Source organism: Kribbella sp. NPDC048837 (assembly GCF_055586945.1).
This window is the reverse complement of record NZ_JBVJHF010000007.1, coordinates 96,666-114,478: the sequence shown is the minus strand read 5'-3', so window position 1 is coordinate 114,478 and position 17,813 is coordinate 96,666. Positions and strand designations below refer to the sequence as shown.

General features: G+C 69.2%; 16 protein-coding genes and 1 tRNA gene. 8 read left to right on the top strand and 9 right to left on the bottom strand.

Annotated elements, in window-relative coordinates; all coding sequences use genetic code 11:
- Positions 1 to 3: 3 nt before the first annotated feature.
- Complete coding sequence (locus ACZ6O0_RS30210) at positions 4 to 531, bottom strand: hypothetical protein (RefSeq protein WP_465768401.1); 528 nt, start codon at positions 529 to 531, stop codon at positions 4 to 6.
- Between the two features lie 189 nt (positions 532 to 720).
- On the opposite strand from ACZ6O0_RS30210, the gene ACZ6O0_RS30205 reads away from it, so the two are divergent.
- The 4 genes from ACZ6O0_RS30205 to ACZ6O0_RS30190 all read left to right on the top strand — a co-directional run bounded on the left by ACZ6O0_RS30205 (position 721) and on the right by ACZ6O0_RS30190 (position 6,283).
- A complete protein-coding gene (locus tag ACZ6O0_RS30205; protein ID WP_465768400.1) occupies positions 721 to 2,880 on the top strand; it encodes a (Fe-S)-binding protein in 2,160 nt (719 codons plus the stop codon).
- Between the two features lie 86 nt (positions 2,881 to 2,966).
- Positions 2,967 to 3,755 carry an SCO4651 family lipoprotein gene (locus tag ACZ6O0_RS30200; RefSeq protein ID WP_465768399.1) on the top strand — a complete coding sequence of 263 codons (789 nt, stop codon included), beginning with the start codon at positions 2,967 to 2,969 and terminating at the stop codon, positions 3,753 to 3,755.
- Between the two features lie 127 nt (positions 3,756 to 3,882).
- Positions 3,883 to 5,418, top strand: a complete 1,536-nt coding sequence (locus ACZ6O0_RS30195; RefSeq protein WP_465768398.1) for an alkaline phosphatase D family protein — start codon at positions 3,883 to 3,885, stop codon at positions 5,416 to 5,418.
- Positions 5,419 to 5,428: 10 nt separating this feature from the next.
- Complete coding sequence (locus ACZ6O0_RS30190) at positions 5,429 to 6,283, top strand: discoidin domain-containing protein (RefSeq protein ID WP_465768397.1); 855 nt, start codon at positions 5,429 to 5,431, stop codon at positions 6,281 to 6,283.
- Between the two features lie 61 nt (positions 6,284 to 6,344).
- On the opposite strand, the gene ACZ6O0_RS30185 is transcribed toward ACZ6O0_RS30190, so the two are convergent.
- Complete coding sequence (locus ACZ6O0_RS30185; protein WP_465768396.1) at positions 6,345 to 7,820, bottom strand: DUF2252 domain-containing protein; 1,476 nt, start codon at positions 7,818 to 7,820, stop codon at positions 6,345 to 6,347.
- Positions 7,821 to 8,336: 516 nt separating this feature from the next.
- Positions 8,337 to 8,407: transfer RNA gene (locus ACZ6O0_RS30180), tRNA-Gly, on the bottom strand.
- A gap of 335 nt (positions 8,408 to 8,742) precedes the next feature.
- On the opposite strand from ACZ6O0_RS30180, the gene ACZ6O0_RS30175 reads away from it, so the two are divergent.
- Together ACZ6O0_RS30175 and dcd are read left to right on the top strand one after the other, a co-directional pair.
- Entirely contained in the window at positions 8,743 to 9,183 is a 441-nt protein-coding gene (locus ACZ6O0_RS30175) for a MarR family winged helix-turn-helix transcriptional regulator (RefSeq protein ID WP_465768395.1), read from the top strand.
- Between the two features lie 172 nt (positions 9,184 to 9,355).
- On the top strand, positions 9,356 to 9,931 hold the full coding sequence (dcd, locus tag ACZ6O0_RS30170; RefSeq protein ID WP_465768394.1) for a dCTP deaminase: 576 nt from the start codon (positions 9,356 to 9,358) through the stop codon (positions 9,929 to 9,931).
- Between the two features lie 55 nt (positions 9,932 to 9,986).
- On the opposite strand, the gene ACZ6O0_RS30165 is transcribed toward dcd, so the two are convergent.
- The 5 genes from ACZ6O0_RS30165 to ACZ6O0_RS30145 form a co-directional block, all read right to left on the bottom strand.
- Positions 9,987 to 11,507, bottom strand: a complete 1,521-nt coding sequence (locus tag ACZ6O0_RS30165; protein ID WP_465768393.1) for a hypothetical protein — start codon at positions 11,505 to 11,507, stop codon at positions 9,987 to 9,989.
- Between the two features lie 120 nt (positions 11,508 to 11,627).
- Complete coding sequence (locus ACZ6O0_RS30160; RefSeq protein ID WP_465768392.1) at positions 11,628 to 11,918, bottom strand: hypothetical protein; 291 nt, start codon at positions 11,916 to 11,918, stop codon at positions 11,628 to 11,630.
- The gene (locus tag ACZ6O0_RS30155) at positions 11,915 to 12,142 is read right to left on the bottom strand and encodes a hypothetical protein (RefSeq protein WP_465768391.1); all 228 of its coding nucleotides are present in this window, start codon (positions 12,140 to 12,142) and stop codon (positions 11,915 to 11,917) included. The genes ACZ6O0_RS30160 and ACZ6O0_RS30155 overlap by 4 nt, the downstream gene beginning before the upstream one ends.
- A 111-nt stretch (positions 12,143 to 12,253) precedes the next feature.
- Positions 12,254 to 13,087, bottom strand: a complete 834-nt coding sequence (locus tag ACZ6O0_RS30150; protein WP_465768390.1) for a DUF4097 family beta strand repeat-containing protein — start codon at positions 13,085 to 13,087, stop codon at positions 12,254 to 12,256.
- A complete protein-coding gene (locus ACZ6O0_RS30145; protein ID WP_465768389.1) occupies positions 13,084 to 13,863 on the bottom strand; it encodes a hypothetical protein in 780 nt (259 codons plus the stop codon). Before ACZ6O0_RS30145 ends, ACZ6O0_RS30150 begins: the two co-directional genes overlap by 4 nt.
- A gap of 111 nt (positions 13,864 to 13,974) precedes the next feature.
- Between ACZ6O0_RS30145 and ACZ6O0_RS30140 the strand changes: the two genes are divergently transcribed.
- Positions 13,975 to 14,769: an SDR family NAD(P)-dependent oxidoreductase gene (locus ACZ6O0_RS30140; protein ID WP_465768388.1), complete on the top strand. Its 795-nt coding sequence runs from the start codon at positions 13,975 to 13,977 to the stop codon at positions 14,767 to 14,769.
- A 168-nt stretch (positions 14,770 to 14,937) separates the two neighbouring features.
- On the top strand, positions 14,938 to 17,376 hold the full coding sequence (locus ACZ6O0_RS30135) for a DUF8094 domain-containing protein (protein ID WP_465768387.1): 2,439 nt from the start codon (positions 14,938 to 14,940) through the stop codon (positions 17,374 to 17,376).
- Here ACZ6O0_RS30135 and ACZ6O0_RS30130 read toward each other — a convergent pair.
- Positions 17,353 to 17,724: a hypothetical protein gene (locus ACZ6O0_RS30130; protein ID WP_465768386.1), complete on the bottom strand. Its 372-nt coding sequence runs from the start codon at positions 17,722 to 17,724 to the stop codon at positions 17,353 to 17,355. The genes ACZ6O0_RS30135 and ACZ6O0_RS30130 overlap by 24 nt on opposite strands.
- Positions 17,725 to 17,813: the final 89 nt, after the last annotated feature.

Here is a 17,813-nt window from a genome sequence, read left to right as displayed (position 1 = left end):
TGCTCACTCGCGGCCGACGAGGATCCACATGTAGTCGCGGTTCTTGGTCGGGAAGGTCGCGGTCCGGTTGCTGACCTCCTTGGTCTTCTTGCAGTCGCTGGTCGTGTACTTCCACCGCACCACCTGGACCCGCCAGGACTGCTTGAGCTGATGCAGCCGCCGGACCTTGCCGGCCGGGACCTCGGCCGTGTACGACCAGCTGTCGGTGACCGAGTGGGACTTGCCCACCGTCTTGGCGTACTTGTTCTGGATCTCCGCGATCACCAGCGGGATGCTCACGCCGAGGTCGCCGGACCAGGACGAGTTCGACTCCGAGGTCGCGGTCTTCTGGTAGGTGATCCGGCCCGGGCCTTCCATCCAGTCGCTGTACAGATTGGTCCCGACGTACACCTCGTGACCGCCACGGGTGTACCAGTGGACCGCTTTGGTGTCGCACTTCTTGGCCGCCGCCGGCGCCGCGGTCGCCGCGGCCGGCACCACCAGACCGGTCGCGAGCACCACTCCAGCAACGATTCCCTGACGAAGCCGCATCCCACTCTCCCGCCGTAACCGATTGACTCAGACTGCGGTTGCAGTGGTAGGAAACTTACGGACAGGCCTCCAGCGGCGGCAATGGATCTCTTGTAACGCTCTGTGTCGGTTTGCTCACGACGACATCTCGGGCGTGACGAGGGCCGCATCGACATGACTCACGGGTAACCGACCAATAACATCGCTGGTATGCAGATCCTCGCCATCGTCGTCTCGCTCGCGATCACCGCCGTCGGTGTCGCGCTGTTCGGCAAGACGATCGGGCACATGGTGTCCGTCATCAAGCTGGGCCAGCCGGCCGGTCGCACCGACAACCCGGGGCAGCGCACCGCCACCCTGGCCAAGGAGACCCTCGGCCACACCCGGATGCTGCAGTGGAGCCACATCGGCGTCCTGCACTGGTTCGTCGCCTTCGGCTTCATCGGGCTGTTCCTCAGCCTGGTGACGGCGTTCGGCCAGCTGTTCGACGCACACTTCGCGCTGCCGGTGATCGGCCACTGGTTCGTCTTCGAGTGGGTCAGCGAGTTCCTCACCTGGACCGGCCTGATCTCGATCATCGGGCTGATCGTGATCCGGCTGCGGAACCTGCCGCGCGGGGAGAAGGGCCGGTACAGCCGGTTCTTCGGATCCACCGCCTGGCAGGCCTACTACGTCGAGTACACGATCCTCGGCGTCCTGGTCTGCATCCTGCTGCTGCGCGGGCTCGAGTACGAGCTGGGCGCCGGCGACAAGTTCCACTTCCCGACCACCTGGTTCGTCGGGAACGCGCTGTTCGGCGGACTGTCCGAGAGTGCGCTGGAGAACACCGTCTACCTGGTCGCGATGATCAAGATCCTGATCTCGTTCGCCTGGATGATCACGATCTCGCTGAACGCCACGATGGGTGTGGCCTGGCACCGCTTCACCGCCTGGCCGAACATCTGGTTCAAGCGCAAGCCTGCTACTGGTAATGGCGGCGGTCTGGCATTGGGCGCGCTGCAGCCGATCATGGTCAAGGGCGAGCCGATCGACTTCGAGAACATCGAGGAGCTGGACGAGGACGCAGCCCTCGGCGTCGGCAAGATCGAGGACTTCACCTGGAAGGGCCTGCTCGACTTCACCACCTGCACCGAGTGCGGCCGGTGTCAGTCGCAGTGCCCGGCGTGGAACACCGAGAAGCCGTTGTCGCCCAAGCTGGTGATGATGAACCTGCGCGAGCACGCGTACGCCAAGGCGCCGTACCTGCTGGCGTCGTCGGACGACGAGCGCAAGTCGCTGCCCGAGCTGGTGCTCGCCGAGCAGGACAAGCCGTTGGTCGGTCCCGCGGACGTCGCGGTGATCGACGAGGAGGCGCTGTGGGCGTGCACGTCCTGCGGTGCGTGCGTGCAGCAGTGCCCGGTCGACATCGAGCACGTCGACGCGATCATGGACATGCGCCGCTACCAGGTGCTGATCGAGTCGTCGTTCCCGTCCGAGCTCAACGGGCTGTTCAAGGGCCTGGAGAACAAGGGCAACCCGTGGAACATGAACCCGTCCGGCCGGATGGACTGGGCCAAGGACCTGCCGTTCGAGGTCAAGCAGGTCGGGACGGACGTGGAGACGCTGGCGGAGGTCGAGTACCTGTTCTGGGTCGGCTGCGCCGGCGCCTACGAGGACCGGGCGAAGAAGACCACGCAGGCGGTCGCCGAGCTGCTCGACATCGCCGGCGTGAGCTTCGCCGTGCTGGGCGACGGAGAGACCTGTACGGGCGACCCGGCCCGGCGGTCCGGCAACGAGTTCGTCTTCCAGCAGCTCGCGATGCAGAACGCGGAGGTCTTCAAGGAGACCGGCGCGAAGAAGGTCGTCTCCACCTGCGCGCACTGTTTCAACACGCTGAAGAACGAGTACTCCCAGCTCGGCGTCGAGCTCGACGTCATCCACCACACCCAGCTGCTGAACCGCCTGGTCCGCGAGGGCAAGCTGACCCCGGTCGCCCCGGCCGACAGCACCCTCAACGGCCAGAAGATCACCTACCACGACCCGTGCTACCTGGGTCGCCACAACCAGGTGTACGACGCCCCGCGCGAGCTGCTCGACATCATCCCGGGCGCGGAGTACGCCGAGATGCCGCGGAACAAGACGAAGTCGTTCTGCTGTGGCGCGGGTGGCGCGCGGATGTGGATGGAGGAGAAGATCGGCAGCCGGATCAACCTGAACCGGACCACCGAGGCGGTCGAGACCGGCGCGGACAAGATCGCCACCGGCTGCCCGTTCTGCCGGGTGATGCTGTCCGACGGTCTGACGGCCAAGCAGGCGGACGGTTCCGCGGCCGAGTCGGTCGAGGTCCAGGACGTCGCCCAGCTGCTGCTCGCTTCGGTCAAGCGCGGTTAGCTGCAACTAGCTGCAAAACCACTTCCCCTCGGGTGGTCCAGACCATAAGATCCATCGTCTGTTTCATCTGGGGAGGAATCCGCATCATGAAGTTCCGTGCCGCGATGGCCACCGTCGCTGCCGTACCGATCGCCCTCGGCCTGGCCGCCTGCGGCAACGACAAGCCCGAGGCCACCGGCTACAAGCCGTCGACGTCGGCCAGCACGCCGGTGGCCACCACCGCCGCGCCCGTGAAGCCGGCGCCGGTCGCCCACCTCAACCGCGTCACCTTCGTGCCGGCGATGAACGCCGCGCTGACCAAGCAGAAGTCTTGGCGCATCCTCGGCACGATGACGGCCAACGGCCAGACCGTGCTGACCATGAAGGGCGTCCAGACCGCCGATCCGATCGCAATGTCGATGGAGATGACCGGCGCGGCCTTCCAGGGCAAGACCGCGAAGATCGTCGTGGTCAAGAAGGCTGCCTACATGTCGATCCCGGGGATGACTCCGGCCGGCAAGTACGTGAAGTTCAAGTCCGACGAGGCCAGTGAGCTCGGCGAGACCCTCGCCGGCGGCGACCCGACCAAGATCTTCAAGTCGTTCGACTCGAGCGTGGCCACCGTCAAGTTCGTCCGCACCGAGACGATCGGCGGCCAGAAGCTCGACCGGTACGACGTCACCGTCAACACCGCCAAGGCCCTGGCCGCGCAGGGCAAGAAGGTCCCGGCGGGCGTGCCGAAGACCCTGACCTACTCGATGTGGATGGACCAGGCCCACCTGATCCGCCGGATGTCGTTCGACCTGAGCGGCGTCTCGATGGTGATGACGATGTCCGACTACAACAAGCCGGTCAGCATCACCGCGCCGCCTGCGAGCAAGATCGTCAGTCGCTGAGACCGGAACCGGACAGATCCCACCCGATCCTGAGAACTTCTCGTAATCTCCCGTTACGGAAGTGATCACCTACGGATGATCGGGTGGGCCGGTGCCGATGCGCAGTAGTCGACGAACCTTTCTGACCGTGTCCGGGACGGCGGCCGCGCTGGCGCTGACCGGCAAGCTGCCCGAGATCGGGAGTGCGACGGCCGGCGCCACCGGCCGGCCCGATCGGCGGGATCCCTTCACCCTGGGCGTCGCCTCGGGTGATCCGTTGCCCGATGCCGTGGTGATCTGGACCCGGCTCGCCCCGGAGCCGCTCACGCCGTTCGGCGGGATGGAGCGGCGTCCGGTCGAGGTCCAGTGGCAGGTCGCCGAGGACGAGCGCTTCCACCGGGTCGTCCGCTCCGGGACGGCCACCGCCCGGCCGGAGTCCAGTCACTCGGTGCATGTCGACGTACGGGGACTGCGGCCGTGGCGGCACTACTGGTACCGCTTCCGCGTGAACGGACGGCTCAGCCCGGTCGGCCGGACCCGGACCGCGCCGACCGCGGACGCGAACCTCGCCGAACTGTCACTGGCCTTCGCCTCCTGCCAGGCGTCGTGGGAGGGCTGGTACACGGCGTACGCCGACATGGCCAAGCGGGACCACGACGTCGTGTTCTTCCTCGGCGACTACATCTACGAGTTCGGCATCGACCGCGGGATCCGGCCGGACTCGAACGAGCCGTACATCACCCAGCAGACGGTGACGCTCGACGAGTACCGCACGCGCTATGCGGCGTACAAGCTGGATCCGGACCTGCAGCGCGCCCACGCGGCCGCGCCGTGGATCGTCACGCTCGACGATCACGAGGTGATCGACAACTGGGCCGACGAAGCGCATCCGAGCGCGCCGCCCGCGCAGTTCCTGGTACGCCGCGCCAACGCGTTCCGCGCGTACTGGGAACACATGCCGCTCCGCCTCGCGCAGTTGCCCAAGGGTCCGGACATGCAGCTCTACCGCCGGCTGCGGTTCGGCCGGCTGGCCGAGTTCAGCGTGCTCGACACCCGGCAGTACCGCTCCGACCAGGCGTACGGCGACGGCACCAAGGCGCCCGGCCCGGAGACGAAGGACCCGGCACGCACGATCACCGGCGACGCCCAGGAGAAGTGGCTGCTCGACGGCTGGACGGCGTCGCAGTCGCGCTGGAACGTGATGGCCCACCAGACCGCGATCGCCCGGCTCGACACCAAGGACGGGCCTGAAGTGCTGGTCCCGATGGACACCTGGGACGGCTACGAGGCTTCGCGTGGCCGCGTCCTCGGCGGTGCGGCCCAGCGCAAGGTCCGCAACCTGGTCTCGATCGCCGGCGACCTGCATCGCAGCGTCGCCTCGGACCTCAAACTCGACTTCACCGACCAGTCGTCCCCGACCGTCGGCAGCGAGTTCGTCGGTACGTCGATCACGTCCGGGATCGACGGGATGGACCTCGATCCCGGCGGCCTGACCCTGCTGCAGGAGAACCCGCACATCAAGTTCGGCAACTTCCAGCGCGGGTACGTCAGCTGCAGCATCACGCCCCAGCGGTGGATCTCCGACTACCGCGTGGTCGACAAGGTGAGCGTCCCGAACGGCACCGTCAGCACCCGCGCCAAGCTCCTCGTCGAGGACGGGCACCCAGGCATCCAGGTTCTGTGAGGAGCATCCGATGAACATCCGCTGGCAATCGGCCGCCGGCCTCGGCGCCGTGGTGGCCGCCTCCCTGCTCGGGGCGAGTTCGGTGCCCAAAGCAACAACCGACGTCCGGGTGGGTGCCGACCCTCAGGAACTGCGCGTCGTCGGCCTGCCCTGTCTGCCCGGCACCTTGAACCTCACCATGACCAACACCGGCACCGAGGACAGGTACGCCGATCTGACGGTGACCCCGACCGGTCCACTCCAGTTGTCCCGTGAACTGTTCTCGTCCTGGCTGCCGGCGGTCGACCCCGACCAGCCGGTCAGCGCGCCCGTCGAGGTGCGCGTACCGCGCGACGCCCAGCCCGGCGACTACAACATCACCCTCGAGGTCGACCGGTCGCGTGTGACCGTGCCTGTCCAGGTGAACCCGCTGCCGCCGAAGGGACCGGGCGACAACCTCGCCCTCGGCGAGCAGGCGGCCGCGTCGTCGACGCACGGCAACTTCGCGCTCTGCGGCGCGGTCGACGGCGACAAGGACTCCGAGCACTGGGACACCCTGACCGGCTGGAACGACGGCACCCGCGCGGTCTTCCCGGACAACTACGACGTCGCCCTGTCCCAGCCGGCCACCGTCAACCGGGTCGAGCTCTACACCCTCGACTCGGTCAAGTACCCGGCCGCCACCAACGGGCTGCGCGACTGGGATGTCCAGGTCCGCACCGGCACCGCCGACTGGCAGACCGTCGCCCAGGTCCGCGGCAACACCCTCGGCCACGTCACCTCGACCTTCGACCCGGTCCGGGCCGACGCCGTCCGCATCCTCTGCCTCGACGGCAACGGCCATACCTACTCCCGCATCGTCGAGCTCGAGGTCTATGGGAGTTGACCTCGGCAACCGTCCTGGATCAACCGTTTGATCCAGGACGGGCCCCGCACGCTACCGATCGTCAGACGCCCTCGACCGCTTCGATCCGTCCGGACTTGACCGCGTTGACGAACTCTTCATAGTCCCGCTCGTTCTGGTCGGCGTAGCGCTCCGAGAAGTCGGTGATCGAGGTGTCGAACGCGTCGCTCGCGCCCAGGTACTCGGCGATGGCGATCGCGTCGCCGGACCGGGCGTGGGCCCGCGCCAGCGTCCACCCGCAGGTGCGCGCGTAGAACGTGAGCCCCATCGGTGCCAGCGCCTCGGCATCGACCGAGCCCTTCATGTCGCGCAGCTGGCGCCAGTAGAAGTGGCGTTTCACGTCCAGGCCGATGGTCCAGCCGAGGTAGATGTCGCTGGCGGCCTGCATCATCCGCTGCCCCTGCACAACGCGCTCGCCGTGCTGCTTGTAGCGGCTCTTGGGCAGGTAGGCCTCCAGCACCGAGGCGGTCGCCTCCTTGATCTGCAGGAACAGCGGGTCCTGTGCGTCACGTCCCTGGAGCAGGACGATGAACGCCCGGGTGCCGACGCTGCCGACGCCGACGACCTTGCGGGCCATGTCCACCACCTCGAAGCGCTCCAGCAGGTGGCGCCGGTCGTCCTGCAGCGTGGCCCGGTAGGCGCGGAACTGTTGCTGGATCGCCGGCACGACCTGCTCCCGGGACAGCCCGTAGGTGGCGGCCAGGTCACGCGCCGGGACCACGATCGGCGGCTGGCTGACGATCCGGTACTGCCCGTCGACCAACTCGGCGAGCTTGGACAGCGCCTGCAGGCTGTCCCGCGTGTGCGCCTTCGCGGCGGCCTTCTGCGCCCGCTTCTCCGCCGTCCTGACCAGCTTCTCCTGCTTCTCGTCCTTCTTCTTCTCCTTCTTCTTCGCGCCCTTGGCTTCCTTCTTCGTCTCGGCCAGCGCGCTGCGGATCGCGCCCATCAGCTCGTCCTCGTCCAGGTGGGCGTACCAGATGTCCATCGTGCGCATCTGCGCGAAGGCGGCCATCGCCTCCCGGTACGCCGTCACCGACGCCAGTACGGCCTCGTGCGTGTCCGCCTCGGAGAACCCGTTGTTACGCCCGGCGATCTCGAAGCTCGCCGCCATCCGCTTCACGTCCCACTCGAACGGCCCCGGCAGCGTCTCGTCGAAGTCGTTCAGGTCGAACAGCAGCCGCCGCTCGGGCGAGGCGAACAGGCCGAAATTCGACAGATGGGCATCGCCGCACAACTGGGTCGTGAGACCGGCCACCGGCGTGTCCTTCAGATCCGCGGCCATGATCTTGGCCGCGCCCCGGTAGAAGGTGAACGGCGAGACCATCATCCGGCCATGGCGCACCGGCACCAGGTCCGGCTCGCGGGTGGCGTCCTGCTCCTCCAGCAGGCCGACCGGATCAGGACGGTCCCCGGCCGGCCGCCACTTCGTGTGGCTCGCCGGCGCCGCACGGTCCCGGGCCTCCAAGCCCGCGGCCCTGCGATCATCCACGCTCGGGTGCGCGATCTTCTGCACTGCCATCTGTCCCACCTCCCGCGCTGAGCGTCACCGCGCGCTCGGCTCAGGCCGCGGGCCACCCCCCATGCGCAGCTCGGCCGAACCGGCCGCCGGACGCGGCTGTCCCTGCTCGTGCCGTCTGATGCCTCCATCTTGCGGCGCCCATGGCGGAGGCGACATCCCCCGGTGCGGAGGATCTCCGGCTCCTGACCGGCCGCGCACAGACAGTGGCTGACGGCGGTACGGCCGGCACGCCTTTGGCCCCGAGGGCTCTCCGGCCCTTGCCGAGGACAACAACCGGGTCCGCGTGCTGTCAAACGACCGCCTGAAGCATTCGTTTTCACCGGAGCCAAGGGTGCACAGTTGCGTCGATCAACGTTCCAGCGGAACTGGAGCATGGGACTCGAGGGACCATCTCTTACCGGACGGGTCCACTTCCACGACTTGCGTCGCGCAGGCGATGACAGCGGCGGTAGCCGGTCACCGGGATGACGAAACCCCAGGTCAGAAACTTGCCGTCGACCTGGGGCTTTGATTCGGAGCGGGTGACGGGAATCGAACCCGCACTGTCAGCTTGGGAAGCTGATGTTCTGCCATTGAACTACACCCGCGCAGCCGGCGGAACCGGCAGGCGCAGACGAGCATAGCCGATCAGTGGGGGCGAGGGCACGAGGGGTCCGGCGTGCCGCGGCCGGCTGGTTGTTGCGAGGTCAGCGGAATGCCGCGACGGATGATGCCGAACGCATCGAAAAGGGGTTTCCGGCGGTTTGCGATCGGGGTTCTTGGGCAGTTTTCCACAAAGGGCACGCTCAGGACTGGGCAGGGTGGTCATCTTCTGGCAGATTAGAACGCGTTGCCGGGGGCAACATTCGACGCAACGTGAGGATGCGGTCCTCGCACGGACCGGACAAAATGGTTGCGGGGCAACTGGATGAAGGGGTGAACGGTGGCAACAGACACAAGTGACGCGCTGGAGAACCTGGAGAAGGAGCTCGTCACGATGGCACGGCGATTGCGCGGTCTGCAGCGGACGCTGTCCGACGAAGCGCACCCGGACCTGGAGCCGGCGCAGTACGCGTTGCTGAACCACGTCGAGGAACTGGCGCCGGTGCGGATGGCGGACCTGGTGGCGGCACTCGAGGTGGACAAGGGTCCGGTCAGCCGGGCCTGCGCGCGGCTGGAGGAAGAGGGCCTGCTGAAGCGGGCGGCCGACAAGTCGGACGCGCGCGCGACCCTGCTGACGCTGACGGCGGCCGGCAAGCGCAAGCTGGCGGCGGCCCGGAAGAAGCGGCACAAGGTGATCGAGGACCTGCTCAAGGACTGGTCGCCGGCGCAGGTCAAGACCTTCGCCACCCAGGTGTCGAAGTTCAACAAGCTGGCCGGCTGAGTTAGTTGCCTCAGGCCCAGGTTTCGGCGCGCCGCAACGGTGCCGAACCGGCCGGTGGAGGTCTGGTGGCGTGGTCCCGCCGGAGAGCTGAGGGCTCCGGATGATCGGCCGCCGGGCGTCCGCACCAACTGAGGCGAGGCGGAAGAGCAGCACGCTGCGGTAAGTTGCGTTCGTGCTGCTCTCCGACCGTGACATCTTGGCCGAGCTCGACGCGAAGCGGGTCCAGCTGGATCCGTTCGATGCTGCGATGGTGCAGCCGTCGAGTGTCGACGTACGGCTGGACCGGTTCTTCCGGGTCTTCGAGAACCACAAGTACCCGCATATCGACCCGGCCGAGGAACAACCGGACCTGACCCGGCTGGTCGAGCCGGAGGGGGACGAGCCGTTCATCCTGCACCCCGGTGAGTTCGTGCTGGGGTCGACGTACGAGCTGGTGACGCTGCCCGACGACGTGGCGGCGCGGCTGGAGGGCAAGTCCTCGCTGGGCCGGCTCGGGCTGCTGACCCACTCCACCGCGGGGTTCATCGACCCCGGGTTCTCGGGGCACGTCACGCTGGAGCTGTCCAACGTGGCGACGCTGCCGATCAAGCTCTGGCCGGGGATGAAGATCGGGCAGCTCTGCTTCTTCCGGCTGTCGTCGCCGGCCGAGCATCCGTACGGCTCGGCGAAGTACGGCTCGCGGTACCAGGGCCAGCGCGGCCCGACGCCGTCGCGCTCGTACCAGAACTTCCACCGGACCGACGTGTAGGACGACGAAGGCCCCCGAGGTCGCCTCGGGGGCCTTCGTCGTACCGTCCGGTGGGTCAGGCGGTCGGCTTCAGCACGACCAGGATCTTCTCGTTGTCGAGGTCGTCGCCGAGCGCCTCCTGCAGGTAGGCGCCGCCGTACTTCGTCACGGCGGTCGGCGACGGGGCGCCGAGCTTGGTGTCGTACAGCGACAGGTCCGAGCCGAACGCGGTGCCCGGCTCCTGGAGGCCGTTGCCCGGCGTCGGGCTGCTGTCGTCCGGCGTCGGGGTGCTGCTCGGCGACGTGCCGTCCGACGGAGTGGTGCCGTCCGACGGGGTGCCGCTCGGGGTGGCGGCGCCGGTCGGGATGTCCTGGCCGTTCGTCGCGTCCATCAGGACCGCCTGGGCGTCGGTCTTCGCGTAGACGACGCCGTGGAAGGCCGCGGTGACGAAGGGCACGACCCGGCTGGCCGACGCGTTCGTGTAGCCCCAGGTCTTCTTGCCGGTGTTGTCGTCGATGCCGAGGATCTCGTCGTCCTGGCCGTTGCTCCCGGTGGTGCAGACGACCGCGGTGGCCTGGTCGCCGAGGCAGGTGAAGTAGAGGTCGTCGCCGGTGCCGAGCTGCGACTTCAGCTGGACGACGGCGCCGGTCGCGATGTCCACGGACCAGAGGACGTTGTTGTAGACGGACTCCACGGACTTGTCGTTCGGCACGTAGGACGAGCTGGACAGGTAGGCGCGCTTGGTGCCGCTGCCGGCCGGCTTCAGGTAGTTCTGCTTGGTCGGGATCTGCTTGCTGATCTTGCCGGTGGCGCCGTCGAAGACCACGATCGTGCCGTCGTGCGCACCTTCGGCGTTCGTTCCCTTCGCGCCGACGACCGTGCCGTTCAGCACACCGGCCGGGGCGACGAACGGGACGACGGTGGACTTCTGCGTCGCGGGGTCGGCGTACACGGTGAAGCTCTGGCCCGCCTTGGTCGCGGCCGCTTCGGAGCCGGCCGAGACACCGACCGCGATCTGACCGGTGGCGGCGTCGTACGCCTGGCTCACCACGTTGTCGCCGCTGCCGCCGGCGCCGACCGCCGGGGTCAGGTCCGCGGTCACCTCGGCGACCTTCTTGCCGTCGGCGGCGTCGAGCCACTGGAACAGCACCTGGCCCTTGGCCTTCTGCGTGCCGTTGCCCTTGTCGGTCTGCACGTAGGCGATCGCGACGACGTCCTTGCCGTCCAGCTGGACCGCCATCGGCGTGGTGTGGGCGGTGGTCGTGGTGGTCTCGGCGGTTGCCGACGGCACGGTCCACGGGTCGCTCTGGGCGGCGATGTTGCGGCCGACGAGGCCGGTCTTGGAGGCGACCAGTGAGGTCTGGCCGACCATGCCGGCCGAGATCGAGTAAGTGTTGTCGGTCGCGGTCTTCGGGACGCCGAACGCCGAGACGGCACTGAGGGCCTTCGGCGGGTCGAAGGAAGCGACCGGCGGGGCCGATGGCGTCGCGGAGGTGGACTGCGCACCGTCCGCGGGCTTCGCATCGGACTTCTTGTCGTCGCCGCCGCAGCCGGCCAGCAGGACGACGGCGGCGGTGACGGCGGCTGTTGCGACCATCGGACGCAGCATCGTTGGTTACTCTCCCCAGGTGTCGACCGAGAATGATCGCCTGAACGCTAGCAGTGTTCGCGGGTCCCGATCGCAGTTATCCACAGGGGTTTGCAGGTAGCTGCAGCGTCAGTGCTGGCTCGGGGTGCCCACCGTCACCAATCCCAGGCGATGCAGCACACCACACAGCGCGGCAGCCGCACCTGTGAGCGGTACGCCGGTCGCCGGTACGCCGCTCGCCGACCGGCCCGTCCTCGTCCCGCTCGTGCTGGTCGCGCTCGCCTTCGTTCCGCTCGCCTTCGTCCCGCTTGTCCTGGCCCCGCTCGCCTTGGGTCCGCTCATACTCGGGCCCACGGTGAGCGGGGGTGCGGTCAGCTGGGCGCCGGTCAGCGGCGGGGCGGTCAGCTGGAGGCCGGTCATCGGACGACGGACAGGCCGTTGCCGCGGTGGCGGGGCTGCGGCTCGGCCAGCCGGCGGGAGGCGGGCTCGAGACGGTCGGCGATCCGGCGGAGCGCGGTGGCGAGACCGTGCCGCGGACCCGTCGTACCGGCCGGCTTGCGGTCGTTGCGCTGGGCCCGGGCCTCGGCGGCCCGCAGCTGCTCGGCGACTCGGTAGCGTGCGATCTCTTCGTGTTCGGTGATCATGATGCTTCCCCTCACTTGTCCCCGTGCGATGTGTGTGTCCTGGCTGTTTTCGGCAGTGCTTCGCCCAGGTCCCGCCGCCGAAGCGGCGGAACCTTCTGGGTGATGGTGGTGTCAGACCTTGACGACGGTGATGTCGCCGGAGACGGTGCGGGCCCGCAGCATCAGCGCGCGGTCGCCCTCGGCCGGCTTGTCGCCGGGCTCCAGGTCGCACCGGATCCGCCCGGTGACGGTCTTCAGGTCCAGGTACGTCGGGACGCCGTCGGGAACCCCGATCTCGACGTCACCGCGGGCCGTCTCGGCCTGGACGCTCGGCCCGTCGGCGATCTCGACCGTGACGTCGCCCGAGCCGGAGGTGGCGACCGAGTGGTCGCGGATCCGCTCGATGGTGATGTCCCCCGAGCCGACCTTGACAGTGGTGGGACCGCCGGCGTCGCCGACCTTGACGTCCCCGGAGCCGGTGCTCAGGCCCAGCGAGTCGGCGGCTTCGCCGATCTCGATCGACCCGGAACCGGTGCTGGCCCGGACCACGCCGGCGGCGTGCTCGACCTTGACGTCACCGCTGCCGGTGCTGACGCCCAGGTCGCTCTCGACCCGGTCGAGCTTGATGTCGCCGGAGCCGGTCGACAACCGCGCCGTACCCAAGGGCATCCGGGCGTCGATGTCGCCGGAGCCGGTCTTGATCCGCGCGTCCAGCGTGGCCGGGGTGGCGATCCGGACCTGGATCTCCGGGCCACGACCCCGGACGTTGCGGGGACCCTCGACGATCAGCTCGCCGTCCTCGACGGTGAAGACGACGTCGTCCTCGCGGCCGCTGTCGACATCGAGCGTGACCGCGGTCTCGGTGCCGTCGTTCGGCACGATCTCGACCTTGCCGGAGCCGATGTCGATCCGGACCCGGTCGATCTTGCTCGCCTCTTCGACGATCTGGCTGCTGAACCCGCTCACTGGACCCACCCCGTCATCCGCTGTCCCGGGCCCTGGCCACCACGGCGCTGGTGCTGCTCACGGCGGCGGTCCTTGTCCTCGCGGCGCTGATCGCGGTCGTCGCGACGGCGGTCGCGGTCACCACGGTCACGGCCACGCCGCCCGCGCTCCGATCCGAAGACGCCTTCCTCACCGAAGGGTCCCCCCGGGCCGAACACGCCGTCCGGTCCGAAGACCCCGTCGGGTCCGAGCGGGCCGTTGGGACCGAGCGGTCCGTCCGGGCCGAACATCCCACCGCGCGGCGGGCGCGGCGGCCGGGGCGGGCGAGGGCCACCGCGGCCGCTCAGCTCGGTCATCACGGTGCGCATCAGCCACGCGTTCGAGGAGATGCCCTCGGCCGCGGCGGCTTCGTCCACCTTGTTCTTCACCGACATCGGCAGCCGCAGCGTGATCCGCGCGGTCGGCTCGTCCGCGTCCAGGATCACCTGCTCGGCGGCCTCGGTGTGGGTCTCGTCGTCGATGTCGTCGGTGTCGTCCGGACCGGTCAGCTGGCTCGGGGCCGGCGTGACCACGAACTCGGGACGGCCACCAGCCATCCGGAGCTCGACCGAACCGGGGGACAGCTCGCGGCTGATCTCCCCGGCGGCGTCGGACAGGGCTGAGATGAGGGCCAGGCGGCCCGCGTCATCCAGCGTGGCCCCGAGGCGCTGCGCCACGGAGCGAGTCTGGTCGTCGGCCAGGGCGGTGGCGTTCTCCACGCTCCGCCGTACCGACTCGAGATAGTGGTCAAGTTCCATGACAGCAAGCATGACGTCACCGTGACGTCACTGTCAACCCCTTCTGATGTCATGGCGTCGTCATGGTGGCGGCACAGGCAGAATGTGGGCCACTCGACCACAGGAGGAACGGTGTCCAGAGGAGTACTGATCACAGGCGCGTCCAGGGGTGTCGGCGCGGCCGCCGCGCGAGCGTTCGCGGAGGCCGGCGACCGGGTCGTGCTGCACTGCCGGGGCGCGGTCGACCGGGCCGAGGAAGTCCGGGCCGGCCTGCCCGGCGACGGTCATGCGGTGGTGGCCGCGGACCTCGGTGATCCGGCCACAATCCCTTCCCTGGTTGAAGAATCGGCCGCAGTGCTCGGCCGGATCGACGTTCTCGTGAACAACGCGGCCCTGTTCGTCGACGAGCCGGTCGGCGGGTCCCGTCGCATCGGTCACCCACTCGCGGAGACGTCGTACGAGGAGTGGGTCGCGGCCTGGCGCCGTACGCTGGCGGTGAATCTGGAAGGGGCGGCGCACGTGACCTGGTGCGTGGCCCGGCAGATGCTCGACAAGGATCCCGCCGAGGGCGTACGGCGGGGCGCGATCGTCAACGTGGGGTCGCGCGGCGCCTACCGCGGTGAGCCGGACGTGCCGGCGTACGGCGCCTCCAAGGCCGGACTGCACTCGCTGGGACAGTCACTGGCGGTCTCGTTGGCGCCACATGACATCACCGTGACGTCAATCGCGCCCGGATTCATCTCCACCGACATGACCGAGACCATCCTGGCCGGCCCCGGTGGCGACGCGATCCGCGCTCAGAGCCCCTTCCATCGCACCGCGACGTCCGAGGAGGTCGCCGACGCCATCTACTGGCTCGCGTCACCCCGGGCGGGATGGTCGAGCGGCGCCGTCCTCGACTTCAACGGGGCCTCATACCTGCACTGAGGGCCACCGGGGCGAGACGGAACGTGGCAGTCGCGTAACAGATTCTTGTGCGCTCAGTTATTCAGTGGCAACGGGTGATCGTCGGACCACTGAGGGTCCCGGCGGGAGGGCCCGTTGCCCGGTCCACCCGCCGCGGGTCCGGGTTCGTCGTACAACGGGAGCCTCCTTATGCGTTTCGCCCGCACCGCCCTGGGCCTGGTGCTCACCCTGGCCGGCCTCGTGGTCACCGTCGCCGGAGCCGTGGCGGCCTTCTGGCTGGTCGGCCCGGACAACACGATCTCCACGTCGAGCCGGGAGCTGACCAGTCAGGGTCTGGCCGTCGTCACCGCGCCCGACCTGCTGGACCGGCACGGCCCGACCCTGCACGTGACCGCGACCGGCGACAAGCCGCTGTTCGTCGGCGTCGGGCAGGATCTCGACGTCCGCGACTACCTGGCCGGGTCCGCGCACACCCGGGTGATCCGCTTCGACCCGCCGGCCACGTTCGGCACGCAGGAGATGCGCGGCCGGGCCACGACACTGACGCAGCCCAGCGGGCTCGACTGGTGGGTCGCGAAGTCCGGCACCGGGGAGGCGTCCGTCGCGTGGCCGATCCAGGACGGGCGGTACGACGTCGTCGTGATGAACGCGGACGGCAGTCCGGCGGTCGGCGCGCAGGTCACCTTCGGTGTCGAGGTCCACCGCGCGTTCGGCCTGTCCCTGGTCGGCCTGGGCGTCGGCGTACTGCTCCTCGCCCTCGGCCTCACCCTCACCTTCCGCCGCCACCCGGCGACCGCGGCCCCGCTCACCGTCCCGGTCTCCACCCGCATCATCCCGCCCACCGCCACCCAGCTGGCCGCCCTCTCGGCCGCAACCGCCCGCTCCGCCACCACCCGCTCCACCGCCGCAGCCGCCGCCCTGTCGCCCGTCGCCACTCGCCCCGCGCCGCCGCTGGAGCCGACCCCAGTCGCCAAACCCGAGCCAGCCACGGTTGCCGCGTCGGCCGAGCCGGGCCTGATCACCGCACCAGCCGACCCCGGCGCGATTGCGGGGTCAACCGAGCCCGGCCTGGTCGCCGCGTCCTCCCAGACGCGGGTCGCCGCATCCGTCGAGTCGGCCGTCGCTGCCGGATCGGTCGAGCCGGTCGCCGCTGCCGGTCCGGTCGAGCCGGTCGCTGTTGCTGGACCGGTCGGGCCAGGCGCGGTTGCTGGATCGGTCGAGCCGCCGCGGGTGGCTGGGTCGGCCGGGTTGTCCCGGGGTGCCGCGCAGGTCGCGCCGGTGCATGAGCGGGTCTCGCCGTTCGCGCCGCATCGTGTCAGCCCGTTCGCGCCGGCCCGGCCGGCGCCTGCGGCAGTCCCGGCCGCGCCGATGTTCATGTCGCCGGCCGCCGTGGCCCGGGCGAAAGCCCCCGTCTTCCTCACCGCGGTGGGCGCCCCCGCCCGCACCCGCACCGCGCCCGCACAGACCGCGCCCGCGCAGACGAGCCCCGCGCAGACCACCCCCGCATACGACAGCCGCGAGTACGACAACCGCGCGAACGACGAGCAGGCGCGCGGCGAGCAGATCGTGGCTTCGGGGGTGGAGGGGGCGGGGACGGTTTCGTTGGTGGAGTCGCCGGAGTTTCAGAAGAGTGATGAGGCGGTGCGGCGGACGGCCGCGCTGCTCGCCAGTGGCGCGATGTTGCTGACGACAACGAGTTGTGGGCTGCTGCCGGCCAAGAACAGCGCGGCCGCGGTCGAGACCCGCCCGGCCGTCACGCTCGCCGACGCCCAGGCCGTCGTCCTGCGCTACAACGAGCTGAACAACCAGGCCAACCAGACCCGCGACGCCAAGCTGTCCGAGACGATCGAGGGCAACCCGACCCTGGCCCAGACCCGCGCCGGGTACCTGATCGGCCGCAAGCTCGACACCACCGGCAAGGACAAGGAGAAGCCGTTCTCGTTCACCGAGCCGACGATCGGTGCGCCCGAGTTCGCGGCGTACCCGATGCGGTTCGTGGTCGACTCCGGTGTCTCCGGCGCGCCCGACACCCGCCAGCTCGGTGTCTGGCAACGGCAGAGCGCAGGCGCGCCGTGGCTGCTGACGAACTCGGTCTACCCGTCGAAGGCGATGAAGCTGCCGCCCCTGGACGGCTTGCGGACCCCGGCCAAGGCCGACCTGGACAAGCTCGTCAGCCTGCCGGCCGCGGCCGGCGCGAACCTCGCGGCGTACCTGACCGGCGGCCAGAAGGCCCCGCAGGCGAAGCTGTTCACGCCCTCCCCCGGGATGGCGAAGCTGCTCGAACTGCGGGCCAAGACCAAGGTCACCGACGCCGCCGAGTCGTACATCGCGAGCGTCGACGACACGTTCGCGCCGTCCGGCGAGCCGGTCGCGTTCATCACCTCGACCGGCGAGGCACTCGTCTTCCTCGCCCTCACCGAGCAGTACCTGCAGCGCGTCGAGCCGGGATCGAACGCCTACTGGACCAGCGGCGAGGCGACCGCCTTCAGCAGCATGGTCAAGTACACCCAGACCCTCCACCAGGACTACCTCCACCAGGTAGCCCTGGTCATCCCCACCAAGACCGCAGGCAGCCCCATCCGCATCCTCTCGATGGACGGCCAACTAGTCGGCGCCGGCGGCTCGTAACAACCACCGCCACCGCGCTCGCTCGGTCACCACACACGCGACCGCCAGCACGCTCACCCCAACCGCAACAACCATCGGCCACGCAACCCACGCGGCAACAACCGCAGCCACCAACTGCAGCAACACCAGCAGAATCGTCATCACACCAGGCACCGCGACAACCACCCGCGGCTTGTCGCCCGGAGTCTGGAACACCGTCGGCAACCCGATCAGTACGACGTCAGCCACGACGGCGAGCAGGATCGAGTGCGGAGCCAGCGCCCATGGGGTCGCGACCCAGGCGACCAGCTCGGTGGTGAACCGGAGAGCCGAGCCGAGCCGGCTGTCGGGTGATGTCTGCGTCGTCACCTGGGAAGGATGCCATCGCAATCCACGTCATAGGTCACCCGTCCGACGGTCAGGTATGTCGTCGGAGGTCGCACTGCTCCGCGGAGCCC